A 17,933-nucleotide genomic window follows, 5' to 3' on the forward strand; every position below is an offset into this window, starting at 1 on the left:
CCGACCGCCCGGCGCGTCGGGGCGGGCGGTGTCGCCGGGCATCGGGGACGGCGGGCGCGCGGGTCAGCGGGCCGCCCGGGTGCCTCGGGCGCGCGTCACCCGGGGAGACGTCGGGCGGGTGGGGTCAGGAGTCGGTCTCGGCCAGCAGGGCGGCCAGCGCGGCGGCCCGCAGCAGTGCCGCGCGACGCCGCCGGTCGACCTCACCGCCGAGGAACGGGGTGGAGTTCATCAGGCCGAACGCGGCGTGTGCCAGCACCCGCGCCTCGCCGTCGGGCAGCCCCGGGTGCAGGGCGGTCAGCACGGTCACCCACTCCTCGACGTACATCCGCTGGAGCTTGCGGATGCGGCGACGCGGCTCGTCCGGGAGGCGGTCCAGCTCGTGCAGGTGCAGGGCGATCACGGCCGGGTTCGCCAGCGCGAAGTCGACGTGGAAGTCGATAAGCGACTCCAGCGCGCCGCGCGGGTCGCCGGGACGGCCGGCGGCCCGGTCCCGGCCGCCGTCGAGCAGCCCCTCGCTGACCGGGATCAGCGCGGCGGCCAGCATCGCCTCCTTGCCGGCGAAGTGGTGGTAGAGGGCCGGGCCGGTCACCCCGGCCGCCGCACCGATGTCGTCCATGGAGACCCCGTGGTAGCCCCGGGCGGCGAAGAGCCCGACCGCGATCTCCAGGATCTCGTCGCGCCTCGACCGGCGCCGGCCTGCGCTGCCTGCGCTGCCCCTAGCCTGCTGCCCCACAGTCACCTGGCAAGCGTAGACCTCGGTCCGGACACCGGGTGCCCTCGGTTACCCGCCGGTTCACCAGGCGGACGGTGACCCGGTCGGCGCGCACCGACGTTGATCGCCGGACGGCACGGCCCACCGCCCCTAGCCTGGAAGGGAAGACATGCCGGAGGGAGGGCGCGATGACGGTACGGCTGCCGGACCGGTCGCTGCTGCTCGCCGGGGGCCTGCTGGTCGGTGCCGGGATCTTCGACCTGCTGGCCGGGATCGGCGACGTCGGCAGCGGCGACGTGTACGCCTCGCTGCACGCCGACGGGCTGGTCTTCTACGACCTCACCGGTTGGGCCTGGCTGCACGTGGCGAGCGGGGTGCTGCTGGTGCTGACCGGCCTGGTCAGCGCGCTCAGTCGACGCCGGTGGGTCAGGGCCGCCCTGGTGGTCGGGGTGGCGGTCGTCGTCGTCCACCTGCTGTTCGCGCCGTACCACCCGATCGAGGCGTTGATCGTGGTGGGGCTGACCCTGGCCGCCGTGCGGCTGGTCGTCCGGCACCAGCGCGACACGCGGGTCAGACCGGCTGGCAGACCCTCCCGGTGAAGGACGGGTCCGGTTGGCGTCTGTCGTGCCAGGCCGGATTGATCCCGATCGCCAGCGGAGGCGCCTGCCAGGCCGCACTCAGCTGCTGGAGCAACGGATACTCCCGACGTTTCCGGCTTTCCGGCACCCCGGCCAGGAAATGGATCAGACGGTCCTGGACCAGCGACCGGCCCAGCAGCCCGCCGTGCACCCCGGGCGTCTGGAAGACCGGAATGCCGGTGTAGTCGCCGGGTGGGGCTTCGGTGGCCGTGGTGGTCGGCAGGAAGGCCACCATCCGGACACCCGGCACCGGGCACATCAGCTGGTTGCGGTAGAAGGGCGCGTTGTCCAGCAGCGACCGGATGAACGGTTCGTCCGGGCCAGTCCCGGTCCCGCCGAACACGTCGACCACCCCGAACAGGGCGCGCAGTTGCCAGCCGGTGACCACTCCCCAGCCGTGGGGCGTCCCGGGCGGCGGGTAGTAGGCCCGCCCCGCATTGATCAACGGGCTGAACATGACCAGGGTGTCCACCGCCGCGTGCGGTCGCTGCGCGAGATAGGTGCGGGCCAGCATCGCCCCCTCGCTCTCCCCGATCAGGGCGACCGGCCGACCGGTACGGCGGTGCAGCCGGTCCACCTGGGTCTCCAGCAGGGCGGCCCCGCTCTCCAGTGACCGGACGGTGTCCCCCCGCTGGTAGGGCAGCGGCCGACCGTCCCCGGCCAGCCCCCGGTAGGAGAAACGTTCCACGTTCGGGTCGACGGGCGGGGTGCCGTCGTAGGCGGAGCCGTGGCCGGCGAGGACGATCACCGCGTGCGCGACGTCGGCCGGCAGCCGCTGCCCGAGCACCACCTGCTCGATCGTCACCCCGGCCGGGACGACCTGCACCAGCGGGGGGATCGCCAGCGGCACGGCGAGGGCCAGCAGGACCGCGATCGGGGTGGCCGGCACCCGCGCCCAGCGCACCCGGGGAGCCAGCACGGCGACGTGCACGGTGCGTTCCCAGAGCAACCCGTTGGCCACCCCGGCGAGCGCCGCCACCGGCACCGTCCACCAGCCGGGGACGCTCCAGCAGAACGCGCCGGCCACGGTGATCACCACGAAGTTCAGCAGCGACCAGCCGACCAGGGCGATCGACGGCAACCCGCGCCACCAGGGCCCGACCACGGCGGCCCGTTGCAGGAGCGGGGCGAGCAGGAACATCGGCAGCAGCGAGGCGAGCAGCACCCAGGAGAGCGCGACCACCGAGGCCGCCACCGAGATCAGCGCCCACGGCGAGACCAGCACGGTGACCACCGCGGACAGCCCGAGGTTGCGCCCGAGCAGCCAGCGCAGGCCGGGGCGGTCCACCTCGGCGGGCCAGGCGAGCGCGACCAGCCCGGTGGTGAGCACCCCACGGAACCCGATCACCACCAGCAGCCCGACCAGGAAGTCTGGCCACGAGTCGTGATAGACGTACAGCCAGCGCAGGTCGTGGTAGGTGTCGTACGGCCAGACGGCGGTGACCTGGGAGGACAGCCCTTCGGCCGCGATGAACCCGATATGGACCAGCAGCACCGCCTCGATCGCCGGTGGTACGGCGGCCAGGGCGCACAGCGCCAACAGGCGGGGTTGCGGTCTGCGCACGCCCTCTCTCCTCACCGGTTGACTGGGGCTCCACTAGCAGGTTCCCCTGCCCGACGACCGCATGTCGGGATTCCCGCCGATCCACCGTCGATCCGACCTGCCGAGCGGTGTGCCGCCCCGGCGTGACGCCAATTGGCGGATGTTGCGGTATCCCGGGGCCGGGATACCGCAACATCCGCCCGAGCGTGACCGATGCCAGGCGCGGCCCGGCGGGTGGTGATCAGCCGGCCAGGCCGCCGGGCTGGTCGCCCCTGACCACGGGAGCCCGGACCAGGTTGCCCCACTCGGTCCACGAGCCGTCGTAGTTGCGCACCTGCGGGAAGCCCAGCAGGTGGTGCAGCACGAACCAGGTGTGGCTGGACCGCTCGCCGATCCGGCAGTACGCCACCACGTCGTCGGCCGGGCTCAGCCCGAGCTGGTCGGTGTAGATCGCCCGCAGCTCGTCGGCCGACTTGAAGGTGCCGTCGTCGTTGGCGGCGGACTTCCACGGCTTGCTCACCGCACCCGGGATGTGCCCGCCGCGCAGCGCGCCCTCCTGCGGGTAGTCCGGCATGTGCAGCATCTCGCCGGTGTACTCGCCCGGCGAACGGACGTCGACCAGCGGCCGACCCGCCGCCACGTGCGCCATCACCTGCTCCCGGTACGCCCGGACCGGCGCGTCGTCGCGCTGCGGCACCGGATAGTCGGCACGCGGCCGGGCCACCTTGTCCCGGGTCAGCTCGCGCCCCTCGGCGACCCACTTCTGCCGGCCACCGTCGAGCAGCCGGACGTCGGGATGCCCGAACAGGGTGAACACCCACAGCGCGTACGCGGCCCACCAGTTGAAGTTGTCGCCGTAGAAGACGACCGTGTCGCCCCGGCCGATGCCCTTGGCCGCGCACAGCTCGGCGAAGCTCTCCGCGTCCAGGTAGTCCCGGGTGACCTGGTCGTTCAGCTCGGTGTGCCAGTCGACCTTGACGGCCCCCGGGAGGTGACCGGTGTCATAGAGCAGCACGTCCTCGTCGGATTCGACCACGACGAGACCCTCGTCGCCGAGGTGCTCGGCCAACCACTCGGTGGTGACCAGCCGCTGCGGGTCGGCGTACGACTGGAGGCGGGGATGCGGATCACTCGGCACAGACATGAGCCCCAAGTTACGCCGGAATCCGGGGCGCCGACCGCCCAACGGCACCGGACCGGCGTCGGCCGACCCGCCCGGACGCGACCGTGCCCCACCAGCCGACGCACCCGTCGAGCGGGCCGGGCAGACGATCCCCGAGGAGCCGGTCAGGATCGCGTCGCGCTCCACCGACCAACCTGATCAGGCCCGGCGGTGGACCAGGCGGCCAGCGACGACGGTGGCGAGGCAGCGGCCGTCGTCGGCGAAGACGGCCAGGTCGGCCCGGCCGCCGACAGCGAGAACGGGAGGCCGCGCCGCGTCGAGGACCGCGACGTCGTTGCGGGCCACCGCCGCCCGTACCGCCGGGTCGGTGAGGTGTGCGGCGAGCACCGCGCCGACGCCCGACCGCAGCAGCGCGTGCACCCGTTCGCGCGGGCTGGGGGCCGGCGGCAGCGGCCCGTCGTGCACCAGCGCCGGCCCGAGGGTGCCGGGCCACCGCCGCACCCGCACCATCGGGTACGCCTGCGTCAGCTCCCCGATCGGGCCGACCGCCTCGATCCGGTCACCGTCGACAAGCACCGCCCAGCCCGACCGCGGCCCCCCGTCGCCCGAGACCGGCTGGTCCGGCGGCGGCTCGGCGGAGAGTGGAGCCGGCTGGTCCGACGACGCATCGTCGTCACCCGGCACCAGCCGGACCGGCGGCGGCTCGTTGTCGTGGGTGAGGCGCAGCAGGGGGGCGGTGTGGAGGGTGCGCACGGTCAGTCGGCCAGCGGGCCGAGGACCGGCCGCTTCGCGGTGACCGTGTCGCCGGAGGACCGGCCGGTGAGCCGGCGGGTGATCCACGGGGCCAGGTGCCGGCCGGCCCAGCGCAGGTCGGCGGCGCGGGCGGCGAGCCACGGGGTGGCGGCCGGGTGCTCCGGCACCATCAACCACTCCTCGTCGCAGCCCACTCCGAGCGCGGTCAGCACCTGGGCGGCGACCCGCCGGTGACCGGCGGCGGACAGGTGCAGCCGGTCGGTGCTCCAGAGCATCGGATTGAGCCGGAACGTGTCGTCGGCGTAGAGGTCGACCAGGATCGCGCCGTGCCGCGCGGCGGTCTCCCCGACGGCCCGGTTGACCAGCTCGATCCGGGGCGCGACGAGTCGCTGGCCGGGCAGCCGGGTCATCACGTCGGCGAACCGGAAGAGGATCACGTCGGCACCGCCGGACCGCAACCGGGCCACCACGGCGTCGAAACGGGTGGCCAGCGCGTCCGGATCGAAGGTACGCCGCAGCACGTCGTTGCCGCCGGCCGCGAAGCTGATCAGGTCAGGCTTCATGGCGAGCGCGGCGGGCACCTGCTCGGCGACGACACTCGGGAAGAGCCGACCCCGGATGGCCAGGTTCGCGTAGCCGAAGTCCGGCCCGGCCTCGGCGGCCAGCCGGGTCGCCACCAGGTCCGCCCAGCCCCGGTAGGTGCCGTCCGGGTACGCGTCGTCCATGCCCTCGGTGAAGCTGTCCCCGACCGCCACGAAGCTCCGCCAGCGCACGCCGCCCCCTGATGCCCTCGTTGCCTGCGGCGCCCAGTCTGTCACCGGCCCGCCCCCGGGTGCCGGCACCCACCACCCGAACGTGGCGGAGGTCATCGGCCGCCACCCCGCGCCCTTGATCTATTCACTTTGCCGCGACGTGGCGGTGTCTCCTGCCTCCGGACACCGCCACGGGTGCCGCCGCCCGGCCCCGGCCGCCCCCGCCCGGCCCCCGGCCTACCGGCCCCGCCGCCCGGCCCCGGCAGGCGGTCCGGCTACGGCAGCCGGTAGACGGAGACGTGGGAGCGGGATTCGGCGGTGAACTCGCTGCCGGCCCAGTCCGCGTGCCGGCTCTCCAGGGCGAACCCGGCGAGCTGCGCCATCAGGTCCAGCTCGGCCGGCCAGATGTAGCGGTGCGGGGTACGGAACAGCTCCGCCCGCCGGCTGTCGTCGAACCTGAAGTGGTGCGACACCACGTGCTGCGCCAGCACGTCGTAGGTGTCCAGGCCGAGGTAGCCGGCTTCGGAGTGCCAGACGACGGCCTGCTGCCCGGGTGGGAGTTTGCGCAGCTCGGGCACCCACAGCTCGATGCCGGTGACCGGCACCCCCCGGCTCCCGCTCTCGTCGTTGGTGATCAAGAGGTTTGGGCGCCCACGAGCTCGAAATCCGACGCAAACTTCTTGATCAACGCGGCGAGGCGTCCAGGGGCGGGCGGTGTGGTGTGAAACGGGTCGCTGGGCGGGGGGCGGGGTTCTAGGCTGCGCGGATGTTGCTTCGTACGTCGACCACCCTGCTGCGGACCCTGCGCGAGGATCCGGCGGATGCGGAGGTGCCGAGCCACCGGCTCCTGCTGCGTGCCGGTTACATCCGTCGCGTCGCCCCGGGCGGGTACGCCTGGCTGCCGCTGGGCAAACTGGTGCTGGACCGGGTCACCGAGATCGTCCGGTCGGAGTTGGCCGCGATCGGCGACCAGGAGGTGCACTTCCCGGCGCTGCTGCCGGCGGAGCCGTACCGGACCAGCGGCCGGTGGGCGGAGTACGGCGACGACATCTTCACCCTCGCCGACAGGCGGGGCGCCGAACACCTGCTCGCCCCGACCCACGAGGAGATGGCGACGCTGCTGGTAAAGGATCTGGTTTCGTCCTACCGGGACTTCCCGCTGACGATCTTCCAGATCCAGACGAAGTTCCGCGACGAGGCCCGACCCCGGGCCGGCCTGCTGCGCGGACGGGAGTTCCTGATGAAGGACGCCTACTCGTTCGACCTGGACGACGAGGGCCTGCGCGAGTCGTACGCCCGGCACCGGGCCGCGTACCGGCGGGTCTTCGACCGGTTGGGGCTGGACCACACGGTGGTGCAGGCGGTCTCCGGGGCGATGGGCGGGTCGGCCTCGGAGGAGTTCCTGGCCACCACCCCGGTCGGTGAGGACACCTACGTCGGCTGCACGGCCTGCGACTACGCGGCGAACACCGAGGCGGTAACGACCCCCGCCCCGCCCGCCGGTGACCCGGATTCGCACCAACCCGCCGAGGTGCACGACACCCCGCAGACCCCGACCATCGCCGCCCTGGTGGCGCTCGCCAACGACCGGAAACTCGCCGGGCGGCACGACTGGACCGCCGCCGACACCCTGAAGAACGTGGTGCTGACCGTACGCCGGCCCGGCGCGGAGGCAGCCGAGGTGCTGGTGATCGGGCTGCCCGGCGACCGGGAGGTGGACCTCAAGCGGGTCGCGGCAGCGCTGCACCCGGCCGCCGTGACGGTCTTCGACGACTGGGCCGCCCATCCCGGGCTGGTCCGGGGCTACCTCGGGCCGCAGGTGCTGGCCGGGCTCGGCCTCCGCTACCTGGTCGACCCCCGGGTGGTCACCGGCACCGCCTGGCTGACCGGGGCCAACGAGCCGGGGCGGCACGCCACCGACGTGGTCTGCGGACGGGACTTCGCGCCCGACGGCACCATCGAGGCCGCCGAGGTGCGCCCGGGTGACCCCTGCCCCGCCTGCGGCACCACCGGGACCACCGGGACCACCGGGACCACCGGAGCCGGCGGCGGCGGCGGCGAGCTGACCATGCGGCGGGGCATCGAGATCGGGCACATCTTCCAGCTCGGCCGCCGGTTCACCGACGCGTTCGCCCTCGACGTGCTGGGCGCGGCGGGCAGACCGGTCCGGCCCACCATGGGCTGTTACGGCATCGGGGTGTCCCGGGCGGTCGCCGCGATCGCCGAACAGCACCACGACGAACGGGGGTTGGTCTGGCCGGCGGCGGTCGCGCCGTGCGACGTACACCTGGTGGTGGCCGGGAAGGGGCCGCAGCTCGACGCGGCGCTCGACCTCGGCGGTCGGCTGTCGGCCGCCGGCCTGCGGGTGCTCGTCGACGACCGGGCCAACGTCTCCGTCGGGGTGAAGTTCACCGACGCCGAGCTGATCGGCATCCCCCGCGCCGTCGTGGTCGGCCGCCGACTTCCCGAGGGGTACGTCGAGCTGCGTGAGCGGGCCACCGGCGTGCACGAGGAGGTCGCCTGGGACGGCCTGGTCGACCAGCTCCTGCGTCGGGTTCGCGGCAACGGGGTGTAGCGGACGCGCCACAGGGTATCGAAGTTGGATCGTCCAAGGGTGTTTGTTGTGCGGAGGGCTCTCATGTACCGGGTCAGTGACGTGATGACGAAACAGGTGGTCTATCTGTCGGCGGAGACCACCCTGGACGAAGCGGCCAGGGTGATGAAGGAGGCCGACATCGGGGACGTGGTGGTCACCGACGGCTCCACGCTGGCGGGCCTGCTGACCGACCGGGACATCGTGGTGCGGGCGGTCGCCGAGTGCAGCGACCCGGCCAGCACCTCGATCGGCTCGATCACCACCCGGGAGGTGGTGATGATCGAGCAGCACGCCACGGCCGGCGAGGCGGTGGCGTTGATGCGCGAGCGCAACATCCGACGCATCCTGGTCTGCGACAACGAACGCAAGCTCGTCGGCATCGTCTCCCTGGGCGACCTGGCGATGCAGCTCGACCCCAGCTCGGCGCTCGCCGACATCAGCGAGGGCGCACCGAACAACTGACCCGCCCGGGGCGGGCGACCCACGACCGGTGTGGTCGCCCGCCCGACACTCCCTCGTCCCGGCTCCTTCCGGCCCGCACCCGGGCGGTACGGCAGTCTGGTGGCAGACCCGCGCCGGGTGCGGCGGTAGCCTGGCGGGATGTCCGAGATGCCGACGAGGCTGGCCGAGATCGTCGGGGAGTTCGCCGACGCCCCCCGCGACGTGGTGCTGGAGATGCTGCTGGAGTACGCCGACGTGATCCCGCCGCTGCCGGCCGGGGTGGACCGCGACGACCTGGAGCAGGTCCCCGAGTGCCAGACGGCGTTCTTCCTGCGTGCCGAGGTCAACCCGGACCGCACGGTGACCACCCTGTTCGACTGCCCACCGGAGGCGCCCACCACCCGGGCCTTCGCCGGCATCCTCGCCGAAGGGCTGGCCGGGGCGAGCGCCACGCAGGTGCTGGACGTGCCGGACGACCTCTACCAGCGGATGGGCCTGGCCCAGGTGATCAGCCCGTTGCGGGTGCGCGGCGGCACCGCGATCCTGGCCCGACTCAAGCGGCAGGTGCGGGAACAAGCTGGCTGAGCTGGGGGTTGTCTCCGATCATGGAGATCGAGATCTACGCCGACGTGGTCTGCCCCTGGTGCTACATCGGCAAGCGCCGCTTCGAACAGGCCCTGGCGTCGTACGACGGCGAGGTGACCGTCCGGTACCGGCCGTTCCAGCTGGACCCGACGCCGGTGACCGCGCCACAGCCGCTGCTGGACGCGCTGGCCGCGAAGTTCGGCGGCCGGGAGCGGGCCCAGTCGATGGCCGGGCAGGTGACCGAGGTGGCCGCCGAGGTGGGGCTGACCCTGAACTTCGACCGGGCGGTGAGCGCCAACACCTTCGACGCGCACCGGTTGGTCCGCTTCGCCGACGAGCGCGGGCTGGCGGGCGAGCTGGTCGAGGCGCTCTACCGGGCGCACTTCACCGACGGGGTCGACGTCGGCTCGCCGGAGGCGCTGGTCACGCTGGCCGCCTCGGTCGGGCTGGACGAGACCGAGGCGCGCGAGCACCTGGCCTCGAACGCGGGCCGGCGCGAGGTGGCCGCGGATCTGACCACCGCCCACCAGCTCGGGGTGACCAGCGTGCCGACCTTCGTGCTCGCCGGCAGGTACGGCGTCACCGGGGCGCAGGAGCCGGAGACGTTGCTCGCCGCCCTGACCGAGGTCGCCCAGCGCGAATCGGCCGGCTGACTCCGACCCGGGCCGAAACCCGGTCGCGATGTTTCACGTGCAACAACATCGATGAACATGATTGGTTAGGCGGGTCGGGCCAGGCCCTCCACCACCCGCGCACCGGGCAGCGCGCCGAGCGCCGGCCCCGGAAGGGCGATCTTGCTGTGCCGTACGCCGGAGCCGATGATCACGTGCGGGGTGGCGATCACCCGGGCGTCGACCAGGATCGGCCAGGACTCCGGCAGCCCGATCGGGGTGATCCCGCCGTACTCCATCCCGGTCGACTCGACCGCCTCGGCCATCGGGGCGAAGCTCGCCTTGCGGACGTCAAGCGCCCGGCGGACCACCCCGTTGACGTCGGCGCGGGTGGTGGCGAGCACCACGCAGGCCGCGTACCGGATCTCGCCCTCCCGCTTGCCGGCGATCACCACGCAGTTCGCCGACACGTCCAGCCCCACCTCGTACGCGGCACAGAAGGCCGCCGTGTCGGCCAGCGTGGCGTCGATCGGCGCGACCAGGACGTCATCGACGTCGACGGGCGCCTCCGCCGGCCACTGCGCCAGCGCGGCGGCCACCGGCGGGGCCAGCAGGTCGGGTCGGGTCCGGGCGGGCTCAGTCTGCAACGTTCCCATCACGGCAGCGATCCTCGCACCCCACGCCGCAGGTCGCCCGCCGACCCCGACGGGTCAGTTGCCCCCGAGGAAGGAGTTCTCCCGCAGGAACGCCTGGTCGTCGACAGTCGCCGAGCGGGCCACCCGCAGCGCCTGTGGCCGACGGGCCTCCAGATCCTCCATGCCGTGCCGCACGGCGAGGCGGATCACCCCGTAGAGGAAGACCAGACCGAAGACGTAGAGCAGCACGGTGACGACGAAGAGCAGCATGCCGTCACGGTAGGCAGCGGGCGAATCAGAGTTCGGCTCATCTTCGTCCGGGTCCCCCGTACGTGTCGGCCAGGTGGTCGGCCCAGGTCCGTCGTCCGGTCGGTACTGCTGTCGTGGTCAGCCCACCCGCCCGCAGTTCCCGCCCCAGCCGCCCCGGCAGGCGCACCGGCAGCAGCGGGCGGCGGGAGTGCCGGGCAGCCCGCCAGGCCCGTACCGCCTCGTCGAAGCGGAGCACCTGCGGACCGCCGTACTCCTCGATCCCGGTCAGCGGGCCGGTGGTGAGCCGGTCCGCGAGCCGGGCGGCCACCTCGTGCGGGTCGACCGGCTGGGCCAGCACCGCCGGGTCACCCGGCACCGGGCCGAGCCGGCTCGCCGTCCGCAACAGCCGGTCCAGGAAGTCAGGGAACTGGGTGGCCCGCAGCACCGTCCACGGCACCGGACCCGCAGCCACCACCCGCTCCGCCGCCAGCTTGTGCCGGTAGTACGGGATCGGCACCCGGTCCACGCCGACGATCGAGACGTACAGCAGGTGGCCCACCCCGGCGTGCGCGGCGGCCAACGCCAGCCGGCGGGTGCCCAGCACGTCCACCCGGTGCGTCCGGGCACCGCCACCGGGCAGGGACGCCAGGTGCAGCACCGCGTCCACTCCGGCGACCGCCTCGGCCAACCCGCGGCCGGTGCCCAGGTCGGCGACCGCCCAGTCCGCCGCCGGATCGTGCCGGGGCCGCCGGCTCATCGCCCGTACCGTGAAATCGTCGGTACGCAGCCGGGGCAGCACCGCCCGCCCCAGCGTCCCGCCCGCCCCCGTAACCAGCACCCGCATCCCGGCTCCCTCCACCGACCGTCCGACGAACCGGCCACCCGGAACGTGACGCCGGCCCGACCATCCTCGCAATCGGCCAGGCGGGATTCGCCGGATCAGGCGGGCTGTCCCCGGGCCGGCACCACCCGGCCGGCGAGCACCGCGCCGAGCAGCGCGCAGCCCACCGCCACGGCGAGCATCCCCGCGTACCCTGCCTTGTCGGGTGCCGTCCCGGTGGCGAGCACCGAGCCGGTCAGCGCCAGCACGGTGGCGGTGAACAACGAATCGGCAAGCTGCAGCGACGAACTGTTGCGTCCCTGCTCGTCGGGGGCCGACAGGGCCAGGGTCAACACCGACAGCGACGGGTACGCCAAGCCCATCCCCAGCCCGGCGATCGCCCAACCGGCCACCCCGACCGCCACCGGCACCGGTGGCCACACGGCGAGGGTGAGCGTGGCGGTGCCCACCGCCACGCAGGCCAGGCCCCACCGGGGCAGGGTCGCCGTGGAACGCGGCGGCGACAGTCGGCCCTGGAGCCAGGACCCCACCGACCAGGACAGCGCCCCGACGGTCAGCACCAGACCGGCGGCGGTCGGCGTGAAACCCCGCTCCCGGGACAGCATCAGCGGGATGACCACCTCCGCGCCCGCGAACGCCGCCGCCGCCAGCCCGCGCAGACCCACCACCGTCGGCAGGCCCCGGGCGGCCCGCAGGAACCCCGCCGGCAGCAGCCGGGGCGCGCTGACCACCAAGCCGGCGAGGGCAACCGAGACCAGGATCACGGCGAGCGCGCCGCGCTGCTGCCCCCCGTGGTGCAGCAGTGCGGCGCTCACCCCCGCCCCGGCCGCCCAGCCGATCCGGGCCGCCGCGCCCGCCGGTGGCCCGGCCGGCGTCGGGCGGTCGAGCGTGCGCAGGCCCGACTCGACAAGCAGCACCGCCGGCAGCGCCACCACCGGCACCGCGAGGAAGACCCACCGCCAGCCCAGGTACTCGACGATCAGCCCGGCCACCGCCGGCCCGACAAGCGACGGTACGACCCACGCCGCCGCGAACGCCGCGAAGACCCGACGCCGCAGCTCCTCTGGATACGCCTGCCCGACCACCACGTACAACGCGACGGAGAGCAACCCGGACCCGAGGCCCTGCACCGCCCGCCCGACCACCAGCGTGCCCATCGCGGTGGCACTCCCGGCGACGAACAGTCCGACGACGAACAGCCCCACCCCGCACCACATCGGGCCGCGTGGCCCCCGGGCGTCACACCAGATGCCGGAGAGCACCATGGCCAGCACCGCAGCGGCGAACGAACCGCCGAAGGCGAGCGCGTACAGCCCCAACCCGTCAAGCGCGCGGGCCACCGTGGGCATCGCGGTGCCCACCGCCAGCGCCTCGAAGGCGAGCAGCGACACCAGGGCGACGCTGCCCACCGTCATCGCCCGCAGTTGCGGACCATAGAGGCGGGCCGACGGGGTGAGGGTCGCGGTCACCGGCCAGCCCCGGCCCGGGACGGTACGTCAGGCATGTGCCCAGCCTGCGACCTGCACCCCGGTTCAGGTCAAGGGTGAGCCCGGTCTCGTCACGCCGACTCCAGCGCCTCCCCGACCCCCTTGGCCAGCCCCGACAGGTGCTGGTCGGCGAGCAGGTGACCGGCGGTGATCACCAGGGCGAGCGGCCACTCGATGACCTGGAGGGCGGCGAGCACCCCCAGCCCGGCGTAGTAGGCGAGTTTGTCCGGCGGTGGCACCGCCACCTCCCCCAGCATCGGCACCTCCACCCGCCTCGTGTACGCCCGGACCATCTCGTGGCCGCCGCTGAGGTGACGCGTGATCGTGCTCATTCCGGCCTCCCTGCCGACTACGTCGGGTCGTCAGCCGGATTCCACAGGCACCGCCGTCCATGCCCCGCCACCGGCGGAAACTTCCCCCGGTCCGGGGGCATAACGGACGCCCTGCCGGGAAGCCAGGCCGCCTGACGAACGCGGGAGGCGAGATGGCGTACGGCGGCAGTGGGCGGGACCGACGAGTCGGCCGTACCACTCGATGACCACGCTGGGCCGGGTCGCCGGTCGGCTCCTCCCGTCGGTGCCGGTGCCGCCAGTGGTCAGCGGGGCGTCCCGTACCGTCGGATCGGCCGCCGGGCGGCTGGCCCGGGTGGCCGGGCTGACCCGCCGCCGGGTCTGGTCCCGCGACGGCCGGCACCACATCGAGGTGCACGGCGTCTGCCAGGACGGCGGTGACCGGCTGGCCCGCCAGGTCGAGGCGGCGCTGGAACGGATGCCCGGGGTGGCCTGGGCGCGGGTGAACGCCCCCTCCGGCCGGGTGGTGGTGGCCGTCGAGGAACCGAAGCCGAAGCTGGCGGCCCTGATCGAGACGGTGGGCCGGGTCGAACGGGTCTGCCCGCACGAGCCGGACCCGGAGATCCCGCCCCCGCACCCGCCGGAGGACGGGCCGCGTACCCCCAGGACCCTCGGCGCGCTCGCCTCCGACGCGCTCGGCCTGACCATCTCCGCCGCCACCCGGATCCTGCCGTTCACCCCGGTCCCGGGGGAGGTGGCCGGCCTGCTCACCGCCGTCGACCTGCACCCGAAGCTGCACCACCTCGCCGGCCGGGGGTTGCGCGCCGACCCGCGCGCCGAGGTGCTGTTCCCGCTCGCCGAGGCGGTCGTACAGGGGCTGACCGGCGGCTGGGCCGGCATCGTCCTGGACGGCGCGCAGCGGATCGTGCAGTGGGGTGAGGCCCGGGCCCAGCTCGCCACCTGGACCCGGGCCGAGCCGAAGTTGACCGGTGACCCGGAGCGCGCTGTCGCCCGCCTGACCGGGGCCGGGCGGCCCTGCCCCCGACCCGACGGCCCGGTCGAGCGGTACATCTCGACCATGCTCGCCACCGGGGTCACCGCCGGGGCCGCCGCGCTGCCCGTCGCCGGCCCGAAGCGGGCCGCCGCGCTCGGACTCGCCGCGCTGCCCAAGGCCCCCGGCAGCGGCCGCGAGGGGTACGCCGCCCAGCTCGGCCGGATCCTCGCCCGGCGTGGCGTGATCGCCATGGACCGCAGTGTGCTGCGGGAACTCGACCGGATCGACACGGTGGTGCTGGACGCGGCCGTGCTCGGCTCGGCCCGGGGCGTCCTCGCCGACCTGGCGCCGGTGGCCGACGCGGACACCGGGGAGGTGGTCGGCCGGGCGTTCGCCCTCTTCGACCCCGACCACCCGGACGACGTCCACGAGACGGACGGCTGGCGGCTCGGCCCGCTGGCCGACCTCGACGCCGCCGACCCGGGGGACACCCCGGACAGCCGGCGGCTGCGCGCGGCGGGCGGACCGCTGCTCGGTCTCGTCCACGGTGACGCCCTCACCGCCGTCGTCCGGGTCACGCCCGAACCGGCACCCGGCGTGGACGCGCTGCCCACCGCCGCCCGGCACGCCGGCCTGCGCCTGGTGGTGGCCGGTGCCGACCCGCAGCGGTACGGCTTCGCCGACGCGGTGCTGCCCGGCGGGGACCGGCTCGCCGAGTCCGTCCGCACCCTGCAACGCGACGGCGCGGTGGTGATGCTGGTCTCCGGCGACCGGGCGGCGCTGGCCGGGTCCGACTGCGGGCTCGGCGTGGCCGCCCCCGAGGACCTGCCCCCGTGGGGCGCCCACCTGCTCGTCGGCACCGACCTGCGGATCCCCGCACTGTTGATCGAGGCGGCCGGGGTGGCCCGGCGGATGACCAGGCAGAACATCCACCTCGCCATGGCCGGCACCGGCCTCGGCGCGTTGGGCGCGTTCACCGCCGCCGCACCGCAACTGCCTGGCCGCAGCCTCGCCGCCGTCAACGGCGCGGCGGCACTGGCCTTCGCCAACGGGGTGTGGCGGGCCCGCCGGCTGCCCGACCCGGTGCAAGCCCCGATGCCGGCCACCACCGCCTGGCACCTGATGCCGGTGTCGGCCGTGCTGCGTCAGCTCGACACCACGCCGGACGGCCTGACCGACGCCGAGGCGCAGCACCGGCACCGCGCCGGCCCGGACGCGTCGACCGGCCCGGTCAGCCTGTTCCGGGCCTTCGTCGACGAGTTGGCCAACCCGCTCACGCCGGTGCTGGCCGCCGGCGCGGTCCTCTCCGCGGCGTTCGGCTCACTTGTCGACGCGGCCCTGGTCGGAGGCGTGATCGGCGGTTCGGCGCTGGTCGGGGCGGTGCACCAGCGCAACACCGACCGGGCACTGGCCGAGTTGCTGTCCCGGTCGGCGGTCACCGCCCGGGTGCTGCGGGACGGGACCGCACGGGTGACCGCCGCCGAGGACCTGGTCCCCGGGGACGTGGTGACCGTCGGCCCGGGGGACGCGGTGCCGGCCGACTGCCGGGTGCTCACCGCCGACGGGCTGGAGGCCGACGAGTCGTCGCTGACCGGTGAGTCGTTGCCGGTCAGCAAGGGAGCCGACCCGGTCGTCGCCGCCGCCCTGGCCGACCGCGTCTCGATGCTGTACGAGGGCACCACCATCGCCGCCGGCCACGGCACCGCGGTGGTGGTGGCGACCGGTGCCGGGACCGAGTCCGGCCGGAGCCTCGCGCTGGCCAGCCAGGCCCCACCGGAAAGCGGGGTAGAGGCCCGGCTCGGCAAGCTCACCCGCGCGGCGATCCCACTGGCCGCCGCGTCGGCGATCGCGGTGGCCGGGGCGGGGCTGTTGCGGGGCGTACCACTGGGGCAGACGGCGGCGACCGCCGCGAACCTGGCCGTGGCGTCGGTGCCGGAGGGGCTGCCGTTCCTGGTCAGCGCGGCGCAGCTGGCCGCCGCGCGGCGGCTGGCCGAGCACGGGGCGTTGGTCCGCAACCCGCGCACCATCGAGGCGCTGGGCCGGGTGGACGTGCTCTGCTTCGACAAGACCGGCACCCTCACCGAGGGCAAGCTGCTGCTCGCCGGGGTCGGCGACGACGGCCGGTTCGCCGATCTGCACGGCCTCGACGACGGGTTGCGCCGGGTCCTCGCCGCCGGGCTGCGGGCCACCCCGTACGCGGCCGATCCGGAGGAGTTGCCGCAGCACACCGACCGGGCGGTCCGTCATGGCGCACGGCAGGCGGAGGTGACCGAGCAGACCGACGCGGGCGGTTGGACGGCGGTGGGCGGGCTGCCGTTCGAGCCGTCCCGGGGTTACCACGCGACCGTCGGCCGGACCACCGACGGGATGCTGCTCAGCGTGAAGGGCGCCCCGGAGACGGTGCTGCCCCGGTGCGGTGCGTGGCGGCTGCCGGGCGGCCGGGAAGAGCCGCTTGACGACGAACGTCGGGGCCGGCTGCACACCGTGCTCGCCGAGCGGGCCGGGGCGGGCCATCGGATCCTCGCCGTGGCGGAGTGCCGGGCCGGTGCCGAGGCGGTCACCGACGACGAGGTGCGGGGGCTGGTCTTCGTCGGTTTCCTCGCCCTCGCCGACGGGGTACGGGACAGCGCCGCCCCGGCCGTGCGCCGGATCCGACAGGCCGGCGTGCACACCATCATGATCACCGGGGACCATCCGGCCACCGCCGAGGCTATCGCGTCGGCGATCAGTCCGGAGACCGACGGTCAGCGGGTGGTCACCGCCACCGAGCTGGACCGGTTGGACGACGCGGCGCTGGGCGAGCTGCTGGGCCGTACCGACGTGGTGGCCCGGTGCACCCCGGCGCACAAGGTACGGATCATCCAGGCGTTGCAGAAGTGCGGGCGTACCGTGGCGATGACAGGTGACGGTGCCAACGACGCACCCGCCATCCGGCTGGCCGACGTGGGCATCGCCCTCGGCCAACGGGGCACCCCGGCCGCCCGCGCCGCCGCCGACCTGGTGGTCACCGACGACCGGTTGGAGACCATCATCGCCACCCTGGTCGAGGGGCGGGCGATGTGGTCGTCGGTACGCCACGCGCTGAGCATCCTGGTCGGCGGCAATCTCGGCGAGATCGCGTTCAGCGTGCTCAGCGCCGCCCTCACCGGCCGCTCGGCACTCAGCGGCCGACAGTTGCTCCTGGTCAACCTGCTCACCGACCTGGCGCCGGCGCTGGCCATCGCGATCCGGCCACCCGACTCCGACCACGCCGACGGGCTGCTCCGCGAGGGGCCGGACGCCTCACTCGGCGGCACCATGACCCGGGAGATCGGGCTGCGCGCCGCCGCCACCACCCTGGGTGCGACCGCCGGCTGGACGGTGGCCCGCTGGACCGGCCGGGAACGACGGGCCGGCACGGTGGCCCTGGTCTCGCTGGTCGGCACCCAACTGGGGCAGACCGTCCTCGCCGGTGGCACCAGTCCGACGGTGCTCGCGTCGACCGCCGCGTCGGTCGGCGTGCTCGCCGCCGTGGTGCAGACGCCAGGGGTGAGCCAGTTCTTCGGTTGCACCCCGCTCGGCCCGGTGGGCTGGGGGATCGCCGCCGGTTCGGCGCTCGGCGCGACCTTCGCCAACGGCGCGCTGACCCGCCTGGTGGAGCACCTACCGTCCCCACCCACCCGCTGACCCCGCCTGCCGCCTGC

At 74.4% G+C, this 17,933-nt stretch carries 17 protein-coding genes; 6 read left to right on the forward strand and 11 right to left on the reverse strand.

Annotated features, from left to right (window positions below):
* Positions 1 to 124 precede the first annotated feature (124 nt).
* Positions 125 to 739, reverse strand: coding sequence for a TetR/AcrR family transcriptional regulator (locus tag OHQ87_RS24755; RefSeq protein ID WP_328341635.1), 615 nt, complete (start codon positions 737 to 739; stop codon positions 125 to 127).
* 161 nt (positions 740 to 900) lie between these two features.
* On the opposite strand from OHQ87_RS24755, the gene OHQ87_RS24760 reads away from it, so the two are divergent.
* Complete coding sequence (locus OHQ87_RS24760; protein WP_328341637.1) at positions 901 to 1,311, forward strand: DUF7144 family membrane protein; 411 nt, start codon at positions 901 to 903, stop codon at positions 1,309 to 1,311.
* On the opposite strand, the gene OHQ87_RS24765 is transcribed toward OHQ87_RS24760, so the two are convergent.
* The 5 genes from OHQ87_RS24765 to OHQ87_RS24785 all read right to left on the reverse strand — a co-directional run bounded on the left by OHQ87_RS24765 (position 1,283) and on the right by OHQ87_RS24785 (position 6,126).
* On the reverse strand, positions 1,283 to 2,914 hold the full coding sequence (locus tag OHQ87_RS24765) for a hypothetical protein (RefSeq protein ID WP_328341639.1): 1,632 nt from the start codon (positions 2,912 to 2,914) through the stop codon (positions 1,283 to 1,285). The two genes, OHQ87_RS24760 and OHQ87_RS24765, sit on opposite strands and share 29 nt — an antisense overlap.
* A 220-nt stretch (positions 2,915 to 3,134) precedes the next feature.
* Positions 3,135 to 4,037 carry a sulfurtransferase gene (locus OHQ87_RS24770; RefSeq protein ID WP_328341641.1) on the reverse strand — a complete coding sequence of 301 codons (903 nt, stop codon included), beginning with the start codon at positions 4,035 to 4,037 and terminating at the stop codon, positions 3,135 to 3,137.
* 177 nt (positions 4,038 to 4,214) lie between these two features.
* Positions 4,215 to 4,769, reverse strand: coding sequence for an imidazolonepropionase-like domain-containing protein (locus OHQ87_RS24775; protein ID WP_328341643.1), 555 nt, complete (start codon positions 4,767 to 4,769; stop codon positions 4,215 to 4,217).
* Between the two features lie 2 nt (positions 4,770 to 4,771).
* On the reverse strand, positions 4,772 to 5,542 hold the full coding sequence (locus tag OHQ87_RS24780; protein ID WP_328341644.1) for an SGNH/GDSL hydrolase family protein: 771 nt from the start codon (positions 5,540 to 5,542) through the stop codon (positions 4,772 to 4,774).
* Positions 5,543 to 5,796: 254 nt separating this feature from the next.
* Positions 5,797 to 6,126, reverse strand: a complete 330-nt coding sequence (locus OHQ87_RS24785; RefSeq protein ID WP_328341645.1) for a hypothetical protein — start codon at positions 6,124 to 6,126, stop codon at positions 5,797 to 5,799.
* Between the two features lie 161 nt (positions 6,127 to 6,287).
* Between OHQ87_RS24785 and OHQ87_RS24790 the strand changes: the two genes are divergently transcribed.
* The 4 genes from OHQ87_RS24790 (at position 6,288) to OHQ87_RS24805 (ending at position 9,796) form a co-directional block, all read left to right on the forward strand.
* The gene (locus OHQ87_RS24790; protein ID WP_328341647.1) at positions 6,288 to 8,096 is read left to right on the forward strand and encodes a proline--tRNA ligase; all 1,809 of its coding nucleotides are present in this window, start codon (positions 6,288 to 6,290) and stop codon (positions 8,094 to 8,096) included.
* A gap of 63 nt (positions 8,097 to 8,159) precedes the next feature.
* Positions 8,160 to 8,579, forward strand: a complete 420-nt coding sequence (locus OHQ87_RS24795) for a CBS domain-containing protein (RefSeq protein WP_328341649.1) — start codon at positions 8,160 to 8,162, stop codon at positions 8,577 to 8,579.
* 138 nt (positions 8,580 to 8,717) lie between these two features.
* Positions 8,718 to 9,143: a SufE family protein gene (locus OHQ87_RS24800; protein ID WP_219465416.1), complete on the forward strand. Its 426-nt coding sequence runs from the start codon at positions 8,718 to 8,720 to the stop codon at positions 9,141 to 9,143.
* 20 nt (positions 9,144 to 9,163) lie between these two features.
* Positions 9,164 to 9,796 carry a DsbA family oxidoreductase gene (locus tag OHQ87_RS24805; RefSeq protein ID WP_328341655.1) on the forward strand — a complete coding sequence of 211 codons (633 nt, stop codon included), beginning with the start codon at positions 9,164 to 9,166 and terminating at the stop codon, positions 9,794 to 9,796.
* A 65-nt stretch (positions 9,797 to 9,861) separates the two neighbouring features.
* On the opposite strand, the gene OHQ87_RS24810 is transcribed toward OHQ87_RS24805, so the two are convergent.
* The 5 genes from OHQ87_RS24810 to OHQ87_RS24830 form a co-directional block, all read right to left on the reverse strand.
* Positions 9,862 to 10,410, reverse strand: a complete 549-nt coding sequence (locus OHQ87_RS24810; RefSeq protein ID WP_328341656.1) for a YbaK/EbsC family protein — start codon at positions 10,408 to 10,410, stop codon at positions 9,862 to 9,864.
* Positions 10,411 to 10,464: 54 nt separating this feature from the next.
* Entirely contained in the window at positions 10,465 to 10,659 is a 195-nt protein-coding gene (locus OHQ87_RS24815) for a hypothetical protein (protein WP_328341657.1), read from the reverse strand.
* Between the two features lie 37 nt (positions 10,660 to 10,696).
* A complete protein-coding gene (locus tag OHQ87_RS24820) occupies positions 10,697 to 11,482 on the reverse strand; it encodes an SDR family oxidoreductase (RefSeq protein WP_328341658.1) in 786 nt (261 codons plus the stop codon).
* A 95-nt stretch (positions 11,483 to 11,577) separates the two neighbouring features.
* Entirely contained in the window at positions 11,578 to 12,948 is a 1,371-nt protein-coding gene (locus OHQ87_RS24825) for an MFS transporter (protein WP_328341659.1), read from the reverse strand.
* A gap of 89 nt (positions 12,949 to 13,037) precedes the next feature.
* Positions 13,038 to 13,298, reverse strand: coding sequence for a hypothetical protein (locus OHQ87_RS24830; protein WP_328341661.1), 261 nt, complete (start codon positions 13,296 to 13,298; stop codon positions 13,038 to 13,040).
* A gap of 202 nt (positions 13,299 to 13,500) precedes the next feature.
* On the opposite strand from OHQ87_RS24830, the gene OHQ87_RS24835 reads away from it, so the two are divergent.
* Positions 13,501 to 17,916 carry a cation-translocating P-type ATPase gene (locus OHQ87_RS24835; protein WP_328341663.1) on the forward strand — a complete coding sequence of 1,472 codons (4,416 nt, stop codon included), beginning with the start codon at positions 13,501 to 13,503 and terminating at the stop codon, positions 17,914 to 17,916.
* Positions 17,917 to 17,933 lie beyond the last annotated feature (17 nt).

Source organism: Micromonospora sp. NBC_00421, from assembly GCF_036017915.1.
In the GTDB taxonomy this organism is placed as follows: Bacteria; Actinomycetota; Actinomycetes; order Mycobacteriales; family Micromonosporaceae; genus Micromonospora.

Bases quoted from the DNA above. Each gene is read 5' to 3' on its own strand.
- OHQ87_RS24800 (WP_219465416.1), top strand. From the start codon at position 8,718: ATGTCCGAGATGCCGACGAGGCTGGCCGAGATCGTCGGGGAGTTCGCC.
- OHQ87_RS24770 (WP_328341641.1), bottom strand. From the start codon at position 4,037: ATGTCTGTGCCGAGTGATCCGCATCCCCGCCTCCAGTCGTACGCCGAC.
- OHQ87_RS24830 (WP_328341661.1), bottom strand. From the start codon at position 13,298: ATGAGCACGATCACGCGTCACCTCAGCGGCGGCCACGAGATGGTCCGG.
- OHQ87_RS24760 (WP_328341637.1), top strand. From the start codon at position 901: ATGACGGTACGGCTGCCGGACCGGTCGCTGCTGCTCGCCGGGGGCCTG.
- OHQ87_RS24790 (WP_328341647.1), top strand. From the start codon at position 6,288: ATGTTGCTTCGTACGTCGACCACCCTGCTGCGGACCCTGCGCGAGGAT.
- OHQ87_RS24805 (WP_328341655.1), top strand. From the start codon at position 9,164: ATGGAGATCGAGATCTACGCCGACGTGGTCTGCCCCTGGTGCTACATC.
- OHQ87_RS24835 (WP_328341663.1), top strand. From the start codon at position 13,501: ATGACCACGCTGGGCCGGGTCGCCGGTCGGCTCCTCCCGTCGGTGCCG.
- OHQ87_RS24820 (WP_328341658.1), bottom strand. From the start codon at position 11,482: ATGCGGGTGCTGGTTACGGGGGCGGGCGGGACGCTGGGGCGGGCGGTG.
- OHQ87_RS24810 (WP_328341656.1), bottom strand. From the start codon at position 10,410: ATGGGAACGTTGCAGACTGAGCCCGCCCGGACCCGACCCGACCTGCTG.
- OHQ87_RS24815 (WP_328341657.1), bottom strand. From the start codon at position 10,659: ATGCTGCTCTTCGTCGTCACCGTGCTGCTCTACGTCTTCGGTCTGGTC.
- OHQ87_RS24795 (WP_328341649.1), top strand. From the start codon at position 8,160: ATGTACCGGGTCAGTGACGTGATGACGAAACAGGTGGTCTATCTGTCG.